Here is an 18,809-nt window from a genome sequence, read left to right on the forward strand (position 1 = left end):
GTTAGTTATCTCTGTCTTGTTTTTGGACTGGTGGAACGGGGTCATACCCCCCTTCATTCAAAGGGTGGCATTTTAATAGACGTTTGCCTGATAACCAACATCCTTTTACAAAACCGTGAGCTCTCAAAGCTTCTAGCGCGTAAGTGGAACAGGTTGGTGTGAACCGGCAACGAGGACCAATCAAAGGGCTGATAAACCAGCGATACAGATAAACGAGCCCAATGGCTATCCACGTGAAGGGCGAGACAGGCGTTGCCATAGCTTATCAAACAACTTAAAAATTTCCTCATTGCTTAAATCTTGCGCGCTTTTCTTCGCAATCACAACAAAATCTTTGTTTGGAAGCTGATGTTGATTGTTACGAAAGCTTTCACGAGCCAAACGCTTAAATCGGTTACGACCGACAGCCGTTTTGATTTGCTTTTTGGGAACCGCTAAACCTAATCGTGGGTGAGAAAGTTTGTTATTGCGAGCAATGATGGTGAAATGAGGCGAGCCAGCTCGATGAGCTTGCTGGAAGACGTTTTGATAATGCTCGGGAGTTAACAAACGTAACTCCCGATTAAACGCGTACGTGTTCAAAATAAACTAGCGATTATTTTGATAGGCGCGCACGGCCTTTTGCACGACGTGCGTTGATAACTTTACGACCGTTCTTAGTTGCCATGCGAGCACGGAAGCCGTGAGTACGCTTGCGCTTTAGAACTGTAGGTTGAAAAGTGCGTTTCATGATAATTACCTTTACTGATCAGTAGTTTTAGGTTCTTGTTAAACCCGGCGTGGGTATTTGCTTTCTTATATAAAGAAGCTCTTTATATAGAGAAGGACAACCGACGCCTCTCAACAAAGAGGCGGAATTGTAATCACACTCACATAATGTGTCAATGACTCAATGAGTACGAAATTCCGGCCGGGCGATTATACGTAGTGTGAGTAAAATCTCAAGGATCAATCGATCCTGATGCTTGATCGTTACTCTATTCCTACTTGGTTAAGGAATTTTTTCAAACGAGGATCTTGTGGATTATCGAAGATATCCTGTGGAGAACCTTGCTCAACGATATTGCCTTCCGCCATGAAGATCACTCTATCAGCGACTTCTTTCGCGAATTGCATCTCGTGCGTCACCACCAGCATGGTTTGATGCTGATTAGCTAACTTCTTCATTAATGAGAGAACTTCACCGACCCATTCAGGATCCAGCGCAGAAGTTGGTTCGTCAAACAACAGCAGTTCTGGTTGCAGCGCCATCGCTCGGCCGATACCCACACGTTGTTGTTGGCCGCCAGATAATGACGCTGGATAACTATCGCCTTTATCCCCAAGGCCGATGTCATCCAGAATTTGTTGCGCTCGTTTGAGAGCATCGGCTTTTTTCCAACCTCGAACGGTCACTAGACCTTCGGCAATGTTCTGGCGCGCATTCATGTGGGCAAACAGGGCATAGTTTTGGAACACAAAGCCAGTTCGACGACGCAGCGCTAATACTTCGGCTTTAGTGTGTTTTTGAGTATCAACGGAGATGTCATCTATCGTGATACGACCTTCATCTGCTTGTTCTAGAAAGTTCACCGTACGCAGCAAGGTTGATTTACCCGTACCACTTGAGCCGATAATCACGATGATCTCACCTTGCTTAATATCGAGGTCGATGCCTTTCAGCACTTCAGTCTCACCAAAACGTTTGTGAATATTTTCTAACTTAATCATCGTACGTACGCCTTATTCAGTTTTGCTTCTGCCCAGATTTGTACGCGAGTCAGAATCACCACCACGCCCCAGTAAATAAGAGCAACCGCAAGGAAAGCTTCAAAGAAACGGAAACTTGATGAGGCTTCCATCTGTGCTTTCGCCATGATTTCGGCCACACCAAGCGTGAAAGCAAGAGACGTTGACTTGATCATATCGATGAAATAGTTCATCAATGAAGGCAGTGCGACACGCGTTGCTTGAGGTAAAATCACTCGGCGCATTGCTTGGGATGTCGTCATACCGACCGATAAGCTCGCTTCCATTTGGCTGCGATCAATGCCAATAATGGCGGCACGAATACTTTCCGCCATATAAGCGGCAAAGTGCAGCGTTAAACCGATAACCGCTGCTGAAAAGGCGTCGATACCGACCATCAATGGAAAAATTTGCGGTAAGCCGTAATAGAGCAGGAAAAGCTGAACCAACAGTGGGGTGCCACGGAAGAAGCTGATGTACAGTTGGCTTAATTGATCCAGAACTGGCAGTTTAAATACGCGAATATTGGCTAAAATGACGGATAAAATCAGCGAAAACACCAATCCCCATGTCGCCATTTCCATGGTTGTGCCAAGATATTTCAGCAATATCGGCAGCAGTTCCAACATGTAATTAAAGTCAAATCCCATACGGCTTACCTAAAGGCTAGAGAAAAGAAAAGGTGGAAAACAAGTTCCACCTTTACGTAAGTTTATTTTAGTCCGAGAGTGATACCACTTTGCGGCCTAAAGTACAAAGAGTTCTTATTTCGTGATGTCAGCGCCAAACCACTTCACGGAAATTTTCTCTACTGTACCATCTGCGCGCATCTCAGCCAGTGCTTTGTTTACTTCTTCTTGCAGCTTACGACCTTTCTCGTTGTCAACGAAAGGCCATGCGTTTTGAATGGTCTCAAACGGTTCGCCTGCCAATTCCAGAGGAAGGCCAGTTTTCTTAATCAGCTCTAACGCAGAAAGACGATCCATTACAAACGCGTCTGCACGACCGAGCGCCACGTCATGTTCGATACCTGTGTCGTACGTTTTAATGTTGATCTTGCCGTCTTTGTCGTATTGACGCAGCAGTTGCTCAAAGTTAGAGCCTAGGTTCACCGCAACGGTCTTGCCCGCAAGATCGTCAACACCTTTGATGCTGTCGTTGCCTTTACGCACGGTAATTTGTGCGCCATCTACAACGTAAGGGTCAGCAAATAGGTATTTAGCTTTACGCTCGTCAGTCATGGTGATTTGGTTGGAGATCGTATCGATACGACCAGTTTCTAAAAGACCAAATAAACCAGAGAAGTTGGCTGTTACGTATTCGATTTTGTAATCGTTACGTTTACCGATTTCATCCCACATGTCGACTTCAAAGCCTTGTAGCTTGTCTTGCTTTACAAAAGTAAACGGGAAGTAGCGACCTGACATACCAACTTTGACTTCAGTAGCGGCTTGTACGGTTGCTGCCGACAGTGCAATGGCTGCAACGGCAACCTTAATCCAGTTTTTCATAATACATCTCCATAATTTTATGGTTGGAAATACTACTGTTAGTTAGCTCAATTAAATAAATAACCAAGAGCAATAACCTAGACCTGTGAGTTATTAGATAATAGAAGAAGAATGTTAAATGTGACGAAAATGCGAACTGAACCTAGCGAAATGATCGACAAAATCAACATTGGGAATAAAATAATACACAGACTTATCACCAATCGCTCGATCTTGTGAATTTTGCCCAATTGTGGATCGTTGTGTGGGCAAATTTGGGGCAAGGTGTGTTGATCTCATCAAGTTTGCAGAAATAATTGTGAATAACTTGGATCTTATTCACTGGATCGTCGATCAATCGCTGGCGATCTTGGTTATCAACAGGTAAAATTGCCAGTCTTTTCCGATAATTCAATTACTCAGTGGGGGCACCGTGTCATCTTCGCTTTGGCTGCAATGTTTGCAGCAGCTTCAAGAAGAGCTACCAGCTACAGAATTCAGCATGTGGGTTCGTCCGCTACAAGCGGAGCTCAATGACAATACTCTCACTCTATTCGCGCCAAACCGCTTTGTGTTGGACTGGGTGCGTGATAAGTATCTGAACAATATTACTCGCTTACTGCAGGAATACTGCGGTGGCGATATTCCTAACTTACGCTTTGAAGTGGGGAGCCGACCTGTCTCTGCTCCAAAACCAGCGCCGACACGTACGCCTGCAGATGTGGCTGCCGAGTCATCTGCACCTGCACAATTACAAGCGCGTAAGCCAGTACACAAAACCTGGGATGACGACGCTCAAGCGATTGCGGCTATCAATCACCGCTCAAACATGAACCCAAAACACAAGTTCGACAACTTTGTTGAAGGTAAGTCGAACCAACTGGGTTTGGCTGCGGCGCGTCAGGTATCGGATAATCCTGGAGCTGCTTACAACCCGCTGTTCCTATACGGCGGCACGGGCTTGGGTAAAACGCACTTGTTGCATGCGGTGGGCAACGCGATTGTGGATAACAACCCGAACGCAAAAGTGGTCTACATGCACTCAGAACGTTTTGTGCAAGACATGGTAAAAGCGCTGCAAAACAATGCGATTGAAGAATTCAAACGCTACTACCGCAGCGTTGATGCGCTCCTTATCGATGACATCCAATTCTTTGCTAATAAAGAACGTTCACAAGAAGAATTCTTCCATACCTTCAACGCACTATTGGAAGGTAATCAGCAGATCATTCTAACGTCTGACCGTTATCCTAAAGAAATTAATGGCGTTGAAGATCGTCTTAAATCTCGCTTTGGTTGGGGGCTTACTGTTGCGATCGAGCCGCCTGAGCTTGAAACGCGTGTGGCGATCTTGATGAAAAAAGCCGAAGATCACCAAATCCACCTTGCTGATGAAGTGGCATTCTTCATTGCCAAGCGTCTGCGTTCGAACGTTCGTGAGCTCGAAGGTGCACTGAACCGTGTTATCGCGAACGCGAACTTTACTGGTCGTCCAATTACGATTGATTTTGTTCGTGAAGCGCTGCGCGATCTGCTTGCTCTACAAGAGAAGCTGGTGACGATCGATAACATTCAAAAGACCGTGGCGGAATATTACAAGATTAAAGTAGCGGACTTGCTGTCTAAGCGTCGCTCTCGTTCTGTTGCGCGTCCTCGTCAGCTGGCCATGGCGTTAGCAAAAGAACTAACCAACCATAGCTTGCCTGAAATTGGCGATGCGTTTGGGGGCCGCGATCATACGACCGTACTTCATGCTTGTCGCAAGATTGAGCAGCTGCGTGAAGAGAGCCACGACATTAAAGAAGATTACTCTAACTTGATTCGCACCCTGTCTTCGTAATCGGTTAGAATAACGGTATTCTAAGCAAATCATTTATTGAGCTGACAGCGTAAAGAGCCAAGCATGAAATTTACCATTGAACGTAGTCATTTAATCAAACCGCTACAGCAGGTTTCGGGCGCTTTAGGTGGCCGACCAACTCTGCCAATCTTGGGTAACCTACTTCTTAAAGTAGAAGAGAACGTATTGTCGATGACGGCAACCGATCTTGAAGTAGAGTTAGTAAGCAAAGTGACGCTAGAAGGTGATTTTGAAGCGGGCAGCATTACCGTTCCTTCGCGTAAGTTTCTCGATATCTGCCGTGGTTTACCGGACGATGCGATCATCACATTTGTATTAGAAGGTGATCGCGTACAAGTTCGCTCTGGTCGCAGCCGTTTCTCATTGGCAACACTTCCTGCGAACGATTTCCCTAATATTGAAGACTGGCAAAGCGAAGTGGAAGTATCACTGAGCCAAGCCGATCTACGTACGCTGATCGACAAAACTCAGTTCTCGATGGCGAATCAAGACGTTCGTTACTACCTCAACGGCATGTTGTTTGAAATTGACGGCACCACGTTACGCAGCGTGGCGACGGACGGCCACCGTATGGCGGTATCGCAAACTCAGCTAGGTGCAGACTTTGCGCAGAAGCAAATCATCGTGCCACGCAAAGGTGTGCAAGAATTAGTAAAGTTGATGGATGCGCCAGAGCAGCCTGTAGTACTTCAGATCGGTAGCTCCAATGTTCGTGCTGAGGTGAATAACTTTACTTTTACCTCTAAGTTGGTTGATGGTCGTTTCCCTGACTACCGCCGTGTATTGCCTCAGAGCACCAATAAGACCCTAATAGCAAGTTGTGACGAGTTGCGCCAAGCCTTCTCTCGTGCTGCGATTCTTTCCAACGAAAAATTCCGTGGCGTGCGTGTGAATCTGGCTGATACTGAAATGCGCATAACCGCGAATAACCCAGAACAAGAAGAAGCGGAAGAGATGCTTGATGTAACCTTTGAAGGTGACGCTATCGAAATCGGCTTTAACGTAAGCTATGTGCTTGATGTTCTGAACACGTTGCGTTGTGAAAATGTACGTGTGTCGATGTCGGATGCTAACGCTAGCGCGTTGATTGAAAATGCCGACGATGACAGTGCCATGTACGTGGTGATGCCAATTCGTCTATAAGCCAACTGAATGCCTCTTTCTCGTCTCATCATTCAGCAGTTTCGAAACATTAAAGCCTGTGATATTGAGTTATCAGCAGGCTTTAACTTTCTTATCGGGCCGAACGGCAGCGGTAAAACCAGTGTCTTAGAAGCGGTTTATCTGCTCGGGCATGGCCGCTCATTCAAGAGCTCTCTCACCGGACGAGTGATACAAAATGAGTGTGACGAACTGTTTGTTCATGGTCGTTTTTTGAACTCGGATCAATTTGAGCTACCTATCGGCATTAATAAGCAGCGTGATGGCTCAACAGAGGTTAAAATAGGCGGTCAATCTGGACAAAAATTAGCGCAGTTGGCACAAGTTCTGCCTCTGCAGTTGATACACCCAGAAGGGTTTGATTTACTGACAGATGGCCCTAAACATCGTCGTGCGTTTATTGATTGGGGCGTGTTTCATACCGAGCCCGCTTTTTATCAAGCATGGGGAAGGTTCAAGCGCCTGAACAAGCAGCGCAACGCGTTGTTGAAAACCGCCAATAGTTATCGTGAGCTCAGTTATTGGGATCAGGAAATGGCAGGATTGGCTGAAAACATCAGCCAATGGCGAGCAAGTTACATCGAGCAGATGAAAACCGTCGCAGAAACTATCTGTCAGACATTTTTGCCAGAATTTGAGATCCAATTGAAGTATTATCGTGGCTGGGATAAAGACACTCCATACCACGAGATACTAGAAAAGAATTTTGAGCGTGATCAGGCTTTGGGATACACCTTTAGTGGCCCAAACAAAGCTGATTTGCGCATTAAAGTGAACGGAACGCCCGTTGAAGATGTTCTGTCACGCGGTCAATTAAAACTCATGGTGTGTGCATTGCGTGTAGCGCAAGGGCAACACCTGACAGAGATGGCCGGTAAACAATGCATTTACCTAATTGATGACTTCGCGTCGGAATTAGATAGCCAACGTCGCAAGCGTCTTGCTGACTGCTTAAAAGAGACGGGCGCACAAGTATTTGTAAGCTCTATCACTGAAAGCCAAATCGCCGATATGTTGGACGATAACGGTAAATTGTTTCATGTGGAACATGGCAGGATAGAGTCAAACTAGAAGAGAGAAACTCATGTCTGAAAATTACGATTCATCGAGTATTAAGGTACTGAAGGGTCTGGATGCGGTACGTAAGCGTCCAGGAATGTACATCGGCGATACGGACGACGGCACCGGCCTTCACCACATGGTTTTCGAGGTGGTGGATAACTCAATTGATGAAGCGTTGGCAGGTCACTGTAAAGACATCGTTGTGACAATTCATGAGGATAACTCGGTTTCCGTTAGCGATGATGGTCGTGGCATTCCAACAGAAATCCACTCAGAGGAAAATGTCTCTGCAGCAGAAGTAATCATGACGGTTCTTCACGCGGGTGGTAAGTTCGACGATAACTCATACAAAGTATCGGGTGGTCTTCACGGGGTAGGTGTTTCAGTAGTAAACGCACTATCAGAGAAAGTTGAGCTAACGATTCATCGTGGTGGCCATATCCATACGCAAACCTACCGACATGGTGAGCCTCAAGCGCCACTAGCCGTTGTGGGTGATACGGATAAAACCGGTACACAAATTCGTTTCTGGCCAAGTGCCGAAACGTTCTCTAACACTGAGTTCCACTATGACATTCTGGCGAAACGCCTGCGTGAACTGTCATTCCTGAACTCTGGTGTGTCGATCAAATTGGTTGATGAACGTGAAGCGGACAAACATGATCACTTCATGTATGAAGGTGGTATTCAAGCGTTCGTTGATCACCTAAACACCAACAAAACGCCAATCATCGAAAAAATCTTCCACTTTAACTCTGAGCGTGAAGACGGCATTTCAGTTGAAGTGGCGATGCAATGGAACGATGGTTTCCAAGAGAACATCTTCTGCTTTACCAACAATATCCCACAGCGTGATGGTGGTACTCACCTTGCTGGTTTCCGTGCTGCGCTAACACGTACATTGAACAGCTTTATGGATAAAGAAGGTTTCTCGAAGAAAGCGAAAACAGCGACTTCAGGCGACGATGCGCGTGAAGGTCTAACTGCGGTTGTTTCGGTGAAAGTGCCTGATCCTAAGTTCTCAAGCCAAACAAAAGACAAACTAGTTTCTTCTGAAGTGAAATCAGCTGTTGAGTCTGCAATGGGTGAAAAACTGTCTGAGTTCCTGATTGAGAACCCGACAGAAGCGAAGATGGTTTGTTCGAAAATCATCGATGCAGCACGTGCACGTGAAGCTGCGCGTAAAGCTCGTGAAATGACGCGCCGTAAAGGTGCACTAGACCTAGCTGGCCTTCCAGGTAAACTTGCAGACTGTCAGGAAAAAGACCCGGCACTCTCTGAACTATACATAGTGGAGGGTGATTCGGCAGGCGGCTCCGCAAAACAAGGCCGTAACCGTAAGAACCAAGCGATCCTACCGCTAAAAGGTAAGATTCTTAACGTAGAAAAAGCACGTTTCGACAAGATGCTATCTTCTCAAGAAGTAGCAACACTGATCACCGCACTAGGTTGTGGTATCGGTCGTGACGAGTACAACCCGGACAAGCTTCGTTACCACAACATCATCATCATGACCGATGCCGATGTCGATGGTTCGCACATCCGTACGCTACTGTTGACCTTCTTCTACCGTCAAATGCCAGAGCTTATCGAGCGTGGTTACGTGTACATCGCTCAGCCACCACTATACAAAGTGAAAAAAGGCAAACAAGAGCAGTACATCAAAGATGAAGAAGCGATGAACCAATACCAAGTATCATTAGCTCTGGATAATGCATCGCTACACGTAAACGCAGAAGCACCTGCACTGGCTGGTGAAGCACTAGAGAAGCTTGTTCAACAGTACAATGCGGGTATTAAACTGGCGGAACGTATGAGCCGTCGCTACCCAAGTGCTTTGGTAAACGAGTTGATTTACACTCCTCGCCTAACGCCAGAGCAATGCCATGACGCATCAGTTGTGGAAGCTTGGACGAAGCAGCTTATTGAACAGCTGAATGCGAAAGAAGTGGGTGCAAGCCAGTACAGCTACGAAGTTGAGCAGCACGAAGAGCTAGGCTTAAACTTGCCTAAGATTGTGGTTCGTACTCACGGCGTGACGCACGAACATGCAATTAGCATCGACTTCCTAAACTCGAAAGAGTACGGCAAGTTGGCTGATCTATCAGAAGCACTTGATGGACTTCTGGAAGAAGGCGCGTACATCAAACGTGGTGAGCGTACTATGCCAGTGGCAAACTTTGCAGAAGCGCTTGACTGGTTAGTGAAAGAGTCAATGCGTGGCTTAAGCCGTCAGCGCTACAAAGGTCTAGGTGAGATGAACCCAGACCAACTTTGGGAAACCACCATGGACCCAGAAACTCGTCGTATGATGCAGGTAACGATTGAAGATGCGGTAGGTGCAGATCAACTGTTCACTACGCTAATGGGTGACCAAGTAGAACCTCGTCGTAACTTCATCGAAGAGAACGCACTGAAAGTAGCGAACCTAGACGTATAACGACACTGTTCGTGATAGTAAAAAGCAGCGAGAAATCGCTGCTTTTTTTGTTGTACCACCAGCTAAAATCGCCACTTTCTGCTAAAGCGGATGTTTTTCTGGTACTAACTGCCAACAACCCGATCAAGCCTGCCATTTTATTTCTGTTTTCTTTTTTTCTCGCCATTTTGTTCGCTTGAGCGTTTTTGCTTTCTTTTTTCTGCTCGCTATAGTGCTGAAGAGCTGATGAATAAGGAGACTAAGAAAATGGTGATGACTTTCCTGAACTAAGCCGGAAGTGATGCACTTCCGGTTCAATGCACTGAATTTATTTGTAAGACAAGGCATTAAGAAGGAAATAATCATGTTTGAACGCTGGTTCTCAGCGTACTGCTTGGCGCTGCGAACTTGGTGGTTAACCAGTCGCTTTTTAACCTATCAATCACCACTAAGGTTGTTATCGCTATTTGAAACCTGCGAGCAACAAGCCCATTGCCGTAACCGAGCTCGTATTGCGGTTGGAGACACGGTTCGCTTAGTGGATGTTGAACGCGCCTATCAATATCGCATGACATTGGTCAGCTCGCGTAAGGGGCAACCCATGACAGGTATGCTCGCGGTCGATTCTTATTTGGGGTCTCGACTGTTAGGTCGAGCTAAAAATGATGCGCTCGAAGTGGAAATTTTTAATCAGCGACGCTGCTTTGTGATTACTGAAATTGTTCATCAATCGCAGCCACCAGCTCAGAAAATGCTGTGTGGTTGTCTGTTGTGCCAATAAATAGAGGTGAAGTCATGAGTAAGAAAGAAAAGAAACAACCGCAGTTGAGTCTAAAAGAAAAGCGCAAACTAAAGCAGGAAAAGGCGGCAGAAAAGGGCGTTGTAAAAGCGCGTAAATCCTCCCGCAAGTAAAGTGTAGATTGAGCCCTCCAGAACGGCGGGCTTTTTATCACTGATCGTGAAGTGATGAGGAACTAAGCTGTTCAAGGGGATAGTGGATGCTTTAAAAATTTTTTATTTTTTCCCTTGAAAGTCATTTTTGACGACCTTATATCTAGTTATGAAGAGGGTGACTGGCTTGCTAGAGACTAGAAGACCAGCCCTCTGAAATCGCTAAAACGAGATCGCTCAGAAGAGGATATGGCGTTTTAGCACACAACTTAAACCTTTAGATTCAATATCATGTCTCCGAGCCAAACCAAGGCCAGTGGAATGATAAGAATCTCTTAGTTCGGCGTTGGTTTTTGCATAAACACGCCAGTAGGATGGAACTCATCTGAACTAAGACTATTGCTTAATTAAGAGGATAGATTTATGCGTAATGTAGATTTCTCACCACTATACCGTAATGCAATTGGCTTTGATCGTCTGCTAAACCTGATGGAAGCGAATACAGCGAAAAATACTTCTGGCGGTTACCCTCCATACAACATTGAGCAAAAAGACGAGCACAACTACCGTATTACTATGGCCGTTGCTGGCTTTGCTGAAGAACAGCTCGATCTGACTCAAAACGAAAACATGTTGATTGTGAAGGGCGAACGTAAAGCAGAAGAAGGCAAAAACTACGTTTACCAAGGTATTGCAGAACGTGATTTTGAACGTAAATTCCAGCTAGCGGATTACGTAAAAGTCGTGGGTGCATCAATGGAAAACGGTCTGCTTCATATCGATTTAGTTCGTGAAATCCCTGAAGCCATGCAACCACGTAAGATTGCTATCGGTGGCAACAACCTGATTGAGAACAACTAATCAGTTAACCACCCGGTTATAGAATGAGAAAGAGCGCCATATGGGCGCTCTTTTTAGTTTGGGGGTTTTCAAATCCGCTATTTCAAAGCCGTAATTTCAAAGAGAAGAACGGCTGAGTTCAATCCGTCTATTTACCTTCGCGGTAAGCCTTTTCCACTTCTTCAGCGATAATCGCAATGCCTTTTTGCATCATCTCATCATCTTGAACGTAGTTCATACGCAGGCATTGGTGCGCGTGATCCCACTCGTCTTGCTGACCAATAAAGAAATATTCACCAGGGACAATCAATACGCCACGCGCTTTCAAGCGTTGGTACAGTTCCATTGTTGTGATTGGCAGTTCATCAAACCATAACCACAAGAAGATAGCGCCTTCCGGCTTGTGGATGCGGAATCGCTCATCGGTAATTGCTTGTTGGAGCAGTTCAACCGCACGTTGTGATTTTTGCTTGTAGAACGGCTTAATCACCTCTGAACTCAGTTTAAGCAGATCACCTTTGCCAATTATATGGTTTGCCAGCGCTGGACCAACACTGCCCGGCGCTAGGCTGATGATGCCGTTCATATTGGTTAACGCTTGAGTGATTTCTTCACTCGCAATCACAATGCCACAACGCACGCCCGGTAAACCAAGCTTAGATAGGCTCATGCATAGGATGGTGTTTTCATTCCAGAACGGTTCGACATCTTCAAAGATGATGTTCGGGAAAGGTAGACCGTAGGCGTTATCGATGATCAGTGGGATGTTGTTCTCACGTGCTAGCTTGTCCAGCTTACGTACTTCTTTATCTGTCAGTACATTACCCGTTGGGTTAGTTGGGCGAGACGCGCAGATTGCCGCAACAGAGTCGTCGACGGCGAGTTGCTCAAAATCGACGTGGTATTTAAACAGGCCGTTATCTAACAGCTCGATTTCTGGGTGGTAAGAGATAAAGATATCTTCATCAATGCCAGCATCACCATAACCGATGTATTCAGGCGCGATAGGCAGTAGCACTTTCTTGTGCGAACCGTCTGGCTGTTTACCTGCCAACAAGTTGAACAAGTAGAAGAAGCCACTCTGGCTACCGTTAGTTAGGCTGATGTTCTTTTCGGAAATATCCCAGCCGTAAGTTTCACGGAATAACTGAGCTAGCGCTTTGACGAACGCGTCTTTACCCTGCGGGCCATCGTAGTTGGCGAGGGCGGCGACGAGCTCCCCACTGGCGAGCATTTCCTCACTGGCTTGGTGAAAGTAATCGAGCATGGCAGGAATGGCGGCAGGATTACCTCCACCGAGCATGATGGCACCTGGTGTGCGCAGACCATCATTCAAATCGTCCATTAACAGCGTAATACCTGAATACTGATTAAATTTTTCACCAAACTTTGAGAACTGCATGCTGACTTATACCTAATTCATTGTGATTGCTTTGTGTATGTTTATGCCGATGTTTTATCGGCTTATCGAGTAATCCTTGACCTTACCTCAATGTGTAATTAACGCAAAGTGTGAATTAAGCCGAAAAAGAAAAAAGTGCGTCATCAGACCAGAGGAACGAGACAAAAGGGCAAAAAGAACAATAAAAAAGGGAAGCTTATGCTTCCCTTGCTGGTGGAGAGAGTGTGATTTACTCACCGGTGTAAACAATCAGCACCTTGTCGTCTTGGTATTGGCGTTCGAACGCGTAGTAACCTTCTTGGTTGCGAGTGATGTGCTTACCTTGAGCTACCGCTGGGTGGCGTTTACGGAATTCGCCCAACTTTTGCCAATGTTGCAGTAGATCTTCTCGCTCGCCATGAATCTTATCCCATGGCATATCTGAGCGTGTGCCTTGGTGGGTGTCTGAACCAGTAATGCCAAAATCACGAGCTATCTCATCACCGTAATAGATCTGTACTGCACCGGGAGCCAGCATCAGTGCATTCGCGGCACGAGCTTGGTCATCAAAACTGCGGCTGCGAGCCGACCAAAACAGCTGTGTATCGTGTGAAGACAGGTAGCTCAACACATTGAACTCAGGATCGGTATTGATGCGTTCTGCATAACGGCGGTAATCATTATCAAGTTGAGCGAAACACTTCAGCGCTTTTGGTGCTACATCAGATTGGAACTCGAAGTTGATGATGGAGTCGAAGCCGTTATCGAAATACGGGCTTTTCACCACGCTGTGTGCCCATACTTCACCTGTCATCCAGAAAGGTAGGTCATCCAAGGCTTTGTCCGGGTTGTTTTGTTTCCATTGAGCAAGCGCTTGGGTGGTGCTGGCTTTCAACTCTGCCCACGCTTCCATTTCAACGTGTTTGGCAGTGTCGACACGGAAGCCGTCAATGCCATAGTCGCGCACCCAATCGGATAACCACGTAATCAGATGTTCACGTGGGGTTTGCAGCTCATCTTGCGCATTGGTGTCTTTATTGCGGAAGAAGTTTGGTAATCCGGTTTTCTGAGTCGATTCGGTTTTGAGATCCGGTAGGTAGTTCAAAGACATGGTGATGTCGTTGTAGCCCGGAGCATCGTAGTCACCAATGTCAGTGCGAATCCAGTCTTTGCCCCACCATTTATCCCACGCTTCGCTATCACCGTATTTGATGTAGTCGTTGAAGCTGTGCCAGCTTTGTCCTGATTTTGGCTGCCAGTCGGTCCATTTTTCACCAAAGACTTCTTTGGCTTCTTGGTCATCAAGGTAAAGCTGACCAAATCCGAATTCCTGCATGTCTGCTAATGTCGCATAACCTGTGTGGTTCATGACCACATCCCAAATCACGCGGATACCTTTCTTATGGGCAGTATCGACGAAGGTTCTGAGTTCATCTTCGGTACCCATGTTGGCATCAAGCTTGGTCCAATCTTGGTGATAGTAGCCGTGGTAGCCGTAGTGCTTAAAGTCGCCTTTATCGCCGCCGCCAACCCAGCCGTGGATTTGTTCCAGTGGTGAGGTTATCCAGATAGCATTGACACCAAGTGATTCGATGTAATCGAGTTTTTTCGTTAGACCCGATAAGTCACCACCGTGGAAGGTACCAATCTCATATTTTCCGTCTTTGCTGCGACCGTAGCTGTTGTCGTTGTCTGGGTTGCCATTATAGAAGCGGTCGGTCATGACGAAGTACACCGTCGCATTGTCCCAACTGAACGGTTTGTCGGCTTGCTGTTCAACTTCTTCTAGCAGCAATAGACCTTGGCTCATAGGACCCGGTTGCATGGTGACGCTGCCATTGGCGACAGTGGTTTCTTGTCCGGTTAAGGCATCACGAACGACAGTGCCATCATTAAAGGTTTGGGCAACGTTGATGGTTTTTGGCGTGTCAGTTGCGACAGGGCAAGAGTAGGTGATGTCCTGACTCTGTTTTGGTTTGATTTTTACCGTCAGCTCATTGGTGGTTGGATTGAGCGTAAATTGATAGGTATTGGCTTTGAAGATGCGCAGCGGCATTTCTGCGTCAGTGGCGCAGTTATCCATTTTTAATGGACGATTGAATTTGATGCGATCTTCTTCTGCTAGGGCAAAGCTACTGCCACAGCTTTGATTACTGTCGGCAATGGTAAAGGTGTAGCTGCCTTTTTCGAGTTTTTGCTCAGCGACAAGTAAGCCTTGTGAGTTTTCCTCAAAAACAGCAGTGTCATCACCAACGTTTAATACGATGGCATTTTCTGGTATCTGGCTGCAGGCGCTCAGTAGACCGATAGAGAGTGCGAGAATTGTTTTTTTCATTGTGTCCTTCCCCCGAATAAACAGTCCAGTTATAGCAAAACTGTGCCTCTACAATCCGAGCTCTACACCAACAAGTTAAACGCGTCTCACCCTACAAATTTTAGTCTTGTTCACAAAATGAATAATAAGCGTCACCTTCATCGGTTTGAAGGCAACAAAAAAGGGAAGCATCAGCTTCCCTTTTAGTTATTTCTTAATCACTTCGAAGAGTAATGAATTACTTTTGAAGCAAAGAAATGTCTGCGATCTGTAGGAACAGGTTACGCAGGTTGCTCAGTAGTGTCAGACGGTTCTTTTTAAGTGCTTCGTCGTCTGCCATTACCATTACGTTATCAAAGAACGCATCAACTGGTTCACGTAGGTCAGCTAGCTTGCTTAGGGCTTCTTGGTAGTTACCAGTTGCAAACGCTGGCTCTAGCGCTTCTGTCATTACTTCAACGCTTTCTGCTAGTGCTTTCTCTGCGTCTTCTTGTAGAAGTGCTAGGTCGATGTCTGCTGCTAGTTCGCCGTCGAATTTCGCTAGGATATTACCTACACGTTTGTTCGCTGCTGCTAGAGACTCTGCTGCTTCTAGTTCACGGAAGTGAGAAACCGCTTTAACTCGTTGGTCGAAGTCTGCTGGTTTCGTCGGACGACGAGCTAGAACCGCTTGAATGATGTCTACGCTGAAGCCTTCGTCTTGGTACCAAGCACGGAAACGACCAAGCATGAACTCGATAACGTCTTGTTCAACGTTGTCGTTGGTTAGGCGGTCGCCAAACAGTGACTTCGCTTTCGCTACTAGGTCAACAAGATCTAGGTTGTAGCCGTATTCAACGATGATACGTAGTACACCTAGAGATGCGCGGCGTAGTGCGAATGGGTCGCTGCCTTTAGGCGCTTGACCAATACCGAAGATACCTACGATAGTGTCTAGCTTGTCTGCCATTGCAACTGCAGTTGAAACACCGTTTGATGGCAGTTCATCACCTGCGAAACGAGGCATGTATTGCTCGTTCAGTGCTACTGCAACTTCTTCTGCTTCACCGTCGTGGCGAGCGTAGTGCATACCCATAACGCCTTGAGTATCCGTGAATTCGAATACCATTGAGGTCATTAGGTCACATTTTGCTAGTAGACCAGCACGCTTTGATTTCTCAACGTCAGCACCGATTTGCTCAGCAATGTAGCCAGCAAGCTCTGTGATGCGGTCTGTTTTGTCTTTGATCGTGCCCAGTTGCTTTTGGAAGATCGCTTGTTCTAGTTCTGGCAGACGGTCGATAAGCGGACGCTTACGGTCTGTGTTGAAGAAGAACTCTGCGTCAGCAAGACGAGGGCGAACTACTTTCTCGTTACCTTCGATTACGTAACGAGGCTCTTTTGATTCGATGTTCGATACGAAGATGAAGTTAGGTAGTAGCTTCTTGTTTTCATCGTAAACAGGGAAGTATTTTTGATCACCTTTCATGGTGTATACCAACGCTTCAGAAGGCACTTTTAGGAACTCTTCTTCAAACTTCGCTGTTAGTACCACTGGCCATTCAACCAGAGACGTTACTTCTTCTACTAGGTCATCTTCTAGGTCAGCGATACCGCCAACCGCTGCTGCCGCTTTTTGTGCGTCAGCTAGGATGATTGCTTTACGCGCTTCGTAATCTGCCATTACTTTACCGCGCTCTTCTAGGATCGCAGGGTATTGTTCAGCAGAATCGATAGTGAACTCTTGCTCACCCATGAAGCGGTGACCACGGATAGTGCGGTCTGAAGCGACACCAAGGATCTCGCCTTCGATTAGATCGCTGCCCATTAGCATGGTTAGCGTCTTAACTGGACGGATAAATTGAGTCGTTTTGTTACCCCAGCGCATTGGTTTTGCGATAGGTAGGTTTGCTAGTGCTTTCGCTGCAAGTTCAACTACGATCTCAGACGTTGGCTGACCTTTCACTTCTTGTTTGAACAGTAGCCATTCACCTTTGTCTGTAACCATGCGCTCTGCTTGGTCAACCGTGATGCCACAACCGCGTGCCCAGCCTTGAGCCGCTTTTGTTGGGTTGCCTTCCGCGTCAAACGCTGCAGAAACCGCAGGACCACGCTTTTCAACAACTTTGTCAGACTGGCTGTCTGCTAGTGCTGCGACTTTAAGTGCAAGACGACGAGGTGCCGCGAACCATTTCACGCCTTCGTGAGCAAGCTCAGCGCCTTTTAGTTCTGCTTCGAAGTTTGCTGCGAATGCTTCAGCTAGAGTGCGAAGTTGCGTTGGTGGTAGCTCTTCTGTACCTAGCTCGATTAGAAATTCTTTTGCCATGTTACTCTACCCCTTACGCTTGTTCTTTCTTACACATTGGGAAGCCAAGAGCTTCACGCGATGCGTAGTATGCTTCTGCAACTGCTTTCGTCAGGTTGCGGATGCGTAGGATGTAACGTTGGCGTTCAGTTACTGAGATCGCTTTACGCGCGTCTAGTAGGTTGAATGCGTGACCAGCTTTTAGAATGCGCTCGTAAGCAGGTAGTGGCAGTGGCTTTTCAAGCTCAAGCAGCTCTTTACACTCTTTCTCACACTGTTCGAAGAAACCAAATAGGAAATCAACGTCTGCGTGCTCGAAGTTGTAAGTTGATTGCTCTACTTCGTTTTGGTGGAAGATGTCACCGTAAGTCACTTTGCTGCCGTCTGGCGCGATGTTCCAAACTAGGTCGTAAACAGAGTCTACTTCTTGGATGTACATTGCTAGACGTTCGATACCGTAAGTGATCTCACCAGTTACTGGCTTACACTCAAGACCACCAACTTGCTGGAAGTAAGTAAACTGAGTCACTTCCATGCCGTTTAGCCAAACTTCCCAGCCCAGACCCCATGCGCCTAGTGTTGGGTTTTCCCAGTTGTCTTCTACGAAACGGATGTCGTGTACAAGAGGGTCAATACCAAGAACTTCAAGGGAGCCAAGGTACAACTCTTGAATATTGTCAGGCGATGGTTTTAGCGCTACTTGGAATTGGTAGTAGTGCTGAAGACGGTTAGGGTTTTCACCGTAACGGCCATCAGTAGGACGACGTGAAGGTTGTACGTAAGCTGTCGACATTGGCTCTGGGCCAAGCGCTCGTAGACAGGTCATTGGGTGAGAGGTACCCGCACCCACTTCCATATCTAGCGGTTGAACAATGGTACAACCATTTTGAGCCCAATAATCCTGCAGCGCGAGGATCATTCCCTGGAAGGTTTTGATATCGTATTTTTGCATAAGTCAGGTTCGCGCGATTCTCTTGTTACTCGTTAATTCGTCATCTATGCCGAGTTTTTCAACTCTAACAACGGCGATAAAGAGTAATTACGGTTGAATAAATTAACAATCTAGTATAACCAGATATTGAGCATGGGAGTAGAGCTAATCTTGATTAATTCGTGGGCGATTTTCTCCTTTAATGAATTTTTACCGCGTTATCTGCTGTATTTTTCCTAAAAGGGAGTTTTTGCCTGCTTTGGCTCTTGAGAAGCGCAACAAAGGTGGCTAGAATTGCGCCTGTCTTTGGGGAGTAGCTTACCTGATGAAGTTTCTGTTTCATCTGGTTCGTCCGTCAACATAATTGGTGCAAAATCACCATGGCGTTCGAGACTTGAAGCCTTTCAAGTTTAGCAAGACCTTAGACAAATCATCACGAACCGGGGT

The 18,809-nt window shown here is 46.4% G+C and carries 16 protein-coding genes; 6 read left to right on the forward strand and 10 right to left on the reverse strand.

Annotated features, from left to right (window positions below; all coding sequences use genetic code 11):
- Position 1: 1 nt before the first annotated feature.
- The 6 genes from yidD to R7M72_RS19880 all read right to left on the reverse strand — a co-directional run bounded on the left by yidD (position 2) and on the right by R7M72_RS19880 (position 3,239).
- Complete coding sequence (gene yidD / locus R7M72_RS19855; protein ID WP_005378822.1) at positions 2-259, reverse strand: membrane protein insertion efficiency factor YidD; 258 nt, start codon at positions 257-259, stop codon at positions 2-4.
- Positions 226-549, reverse strand: a complete 324-nt coding sequence (gene rnpA / locus R7M72_RS19860; RefSeq protein WP_005394102.1) for a ribonuclease P protein component — start codon at positions 547-549, stop codon at positions 226-228. The genes yidD and rnpA overlap by 34 nt, the downstream gene beginning before the upstream one ends.
- A gap of 46 nt (positions 550-595) precedes the next feature.
- A complete protein-coding gene (gene rpmH / locus R7M72_RS19865) occupies positions 596-730 on the reverse strand; it encodes a 50S ribosomal protein L34 (protein ID WP_005378825.1) in 135 nt (44 codons plus the stop codon).
- A gap of 242 nt (positions 731-972) precedes the next feature.
- Positions 973-1,710, reverse strand: coding sequence for an amino acid ABC transporter ATP-binding protein (locus tag R7M72_RS19870; protein ID WP_054730019.1), 738 nt, complete (start codon positions 1,708-1,710; stop codon positions 973-975).
- The gene (locus R7M72_RS19875; protein ID WP_005378829.1) at positions 1,707-2,378 is read right to left on the reverse strand and encodes an amino acid ABC transporter permease; all 672 of its coding nucleotides are present in this window, start codon (positions 2,376-2,378) and stop codon (positions 1,707-1,709) included. The genes R7M72_RS19870 and R7M72_RS19875 overlap by 4 nt, the downstream gene beginning before the upstream one ends.
- 114 nt (positions 2,379-2,492) lie before the next feature.
- Positions 2,493-3,239, reverse strand: a complete 747-nt coding sequence (locus R7M72_RS19880) for an amino acid ABC transporter substrate-binding protein (RefSeq protein ID WP_005378831.1) — start codon at positions 3,237-3,239, stop codon at positions 2,493-2,495.
- A 412-nt stretch (positions 3,240-3,651) separates the two neighbouring features.
- Between R7M72_RS19880 and dnaA the strand changes: the two genes are divergently transcribed.
- The 6 genes from dnaA to R7M72_RS19910 all read left to right on the forward strand — a co-directional run bounded on the left by dnaA (position 3,652) and on the right by R7M72_RS19910 (position 11,473).
- Positions 3,652-5,058 (forward strand): chromosomal replication initiator protein DnaA, encoded by a 1,407-nt coding sequence (gene dnaA, locus R7M72_RS19885; protein WP_005378835.1) that lies wholly within the window; start codon positions 3,652-3,654, stop codon positions 5,056-5,058.
- Between the two features lie 63 nt (positions 5,059-5,121).
- Entirely contained in the window at positions 5,122-6,222 is a 1,101-nt protein-coding gene (gene dnaN / locus R7M72_RS19890; RefSeq protein ID WP_005394106.1) for a DNA polymerase III subunit beta, read from the forward strand.
- Positions 6,223-6,231: 9 nt separating this feature from the next.
- Positions 6,232-7,311, forward strand: coding sequence for a DNA replication/repair protein RecF (gene recF, locus R7M72_RS19895; RefSeq protein ID WP_005378839.1), 1,080 nt, complete (start codon positions 6,232-6,234; stop codon positions 7,309-7,311).
- 13 nt (positions 7,312-7,324) lie between these two features.
- Positions 7,325-9,742 carry a DNA topoisomerase (ATP-hydrolyzing) subunit B gene (gyrB, locus tag R7M72_RS19900; RefSeq protein WP_005378841.1) on the forward strand — a complete coding sequence of 806 codons (2,418 nt, stop codon included), beginning with the start codon at positions 7,325-7,327 and terminating at the stop codon, positions 9,740-9,742.
- 343 nt (positions 9,743-10,085) lie between these two features.
- Positions 10,086-10,502 (forward strand): GreA/GreB family elongation factor, encoded by a 417-nt coding sequence (locus R7M72_RS19905; RefSeq protein ID WP_025768940.1) that lies wholly within the window; start codon positions 10,086-10,088, stop codon positions 10,500-10,502.
- Between the two features lie 533 nt (positions 10,503-11,035).
- A complete protein-coding gene (locus R7M72_RS19910) occupies positions 11,036-11,473 on the forward strand; it encodes an Hsp20 family protein (RefSeq protein ID WP_005378857.1) in 438 nt (145 codons plus the stop codon).
- Positions 11,474-11,600: 127 nt separating this feature from the next.
- Here R7M72_RS19910 and R7M72_RS19915 read toward each other — a convergent pair whose 3' ends face one another.
- The 4 genes from R7M72_RS19915 to glyQ all read right to left on the reverse strand — a co-directional run bounded on the left by R7M72_RS19915 (position 11,601) and on the right by glyQ (position 18,383).
- The gene (locus tag R7M72_RS19915) at positions 11,601-12,854 is read right to left on the reverse strand and encodes a valine--pyruvate transaminase (RefSeq protein WP_315956737.1); all 1,254 of its coding nucleotides are present in this window, start codon (positions 12,852-12,854) and stop codon (positions 11,601-11,603) included.
- Between the two features lie 229 nt (positions 12,855-13,083).
- Positions 13,084-15,168, reverse strand: a complete 2,085-nt coding sequence (locus R7M72_RS19920; protein ID WP_213962124.1) for an alpha-amylase — start codon at positions 15,166-15,168, stop codon at positions 13,084-13,086.
- Positions 15,169-15,385: 217 nt separating this feature from the next.
- Positions 15,386-17,452 (reverse strand): glycine--tRNA ligase subunit beta, encoded by a 2,067-nt coding sequence (glyS, locus tag R7M72_RS19925; protein ID WP_262602156.1) that lies wholly within the window; start codon positions 17,450-17,452, stop codon positions 15,386-15,388.
- Between the two features lie 13 nt (positions 17,453-17,465).
- Positions 17,466-18,383 carry a glycine--tRNA ligase subunit alpha gene (glyQ, locus tag R7M72_RS19930; RefSeq protein WP_005451074.1) on the reverse strand — a complete coding sequence of 306 codons (918 nt, stop codon included), beginning with the start codon at positions 18,381-18,383 and terminating at the stop codon, positions 17,466-17,468.
- Between the last annotated feature and the right edge of the window lie 426 nt (positions 18,384-18,809).

The sequence above is a fragment of the Vibrio sp. YT-18 genome, from assembly GCF_033337345.1.
Taxonomy (GTDB): domain Bacteria; phylum Pseudomonadota; class Gammaproteobacteria; order Enterobacterales; family Vibrionaceae; genus Vibrio; species Vibrio alginolyticus.

What these genes read in the sequence shown, in the direction of transcription:
- yidD (WP_005378822.1), bottom strand. Translation starts at nt 259, where the DNA reads ATGGCAACGCCTGTCTCGCCCTTCACGTGGATAGCCATTGGGCTCGTT.
- rpmH (WP_005378825.1), bottom strand. Translation starts at nt 730, where the DNA reads ATGAAACGCACTTTTCAACCTACAGTTCTAAAGCGCAAGCGTACTCAC.
- R7M72_RS19870 (WP_054730019.1), bottom strand. Translation starts at nt 1,710, where the DNA reads ATGATTAAGTTAGAAAATATTCACAAACGTTTTGGTGAGACTGAAGTG.
- R7M72_RS19875 (WP_005378829.1), bottom strand. Translation starts at nt 2,378, where the DNA reads ATGGGATTTGACTTTAATTACATGTTGGAACTGCTGCCGATATTGCTG.
- R7M72_RS19880 (WP_005378831.1), bottom strand. Translation starts at nt 3,239, where the DNA reads ATGAAAAACTGGATTAAGGTTGCCGTTGCAGCCATTGCACTGTCGGCA.
- dnaN (WP_005394106.1), top strand. Translation starts at nt 5,122, where the DNA reads ATGAAATTTACCATTGAACGTAGTCATTTAATCAAACCGCTACAGCAG.
- recF (WP_005378839.1), top strand. Translation starts at nt 6,232, where the DNA reads ATGCCTCTTTCTCGTCTCATCATTCAGCAGTTTCGAAACATTAAAGCC.
- gyrB (WP_005378841.1), top strand. Translation starts at nt 7,325, where the DNA reads ATGTCTGAAAATTACGATTCATCGAGTATTAAGGTACTGAAGGGTCTG.
- R7M72_RS19905 (WP_025768940.1), top strand. Translation starts at nt 10,086, where the DNA reads ATGTTTGAACGCTGGTTCTCAGCGTACTGCTTGGCGCTGCGAACTTGG.
- R7M72_RS19910 (WP_005378857.1), top strand. Translation starts at nt 11,036, where the DNA reads ATGCGTAATGTAGATTTCTCACCACTATACCGTAATGCAATTGGCTTT.
- R7M72_RS19915 (WP_315956737.1), bottom strand. Translation starts at nt 12,854, where the DNA reads ATGCAGTTCTCAAAGTTTGGTGAAAAATTTAATCAGTATTCAGGTATT.
- R7M72_RS19920 (WP_213962124.1), bottom strand. Translation starts at nt 15,168, where the DNA reads ATGAAAAAAACAATTCTCGCACTCTCTATCGGTCTACTGAGCGCCTGC.
- glyS (WP_262602156.1), bottom strand. Translation starts at nt 17,452, where the DNA reads ATGGCAAAAGAATTTCTAATCGAGCTAGGTACAGAAGAGCTACCACCA.
- glyQ (WP_005451074.1), bottom strand. Translation starts at nt 18,383, where the DNA reads ATGCAAAAATACGATATCAAAACCTTCCAGGGAATGATCCTCGCGCTG.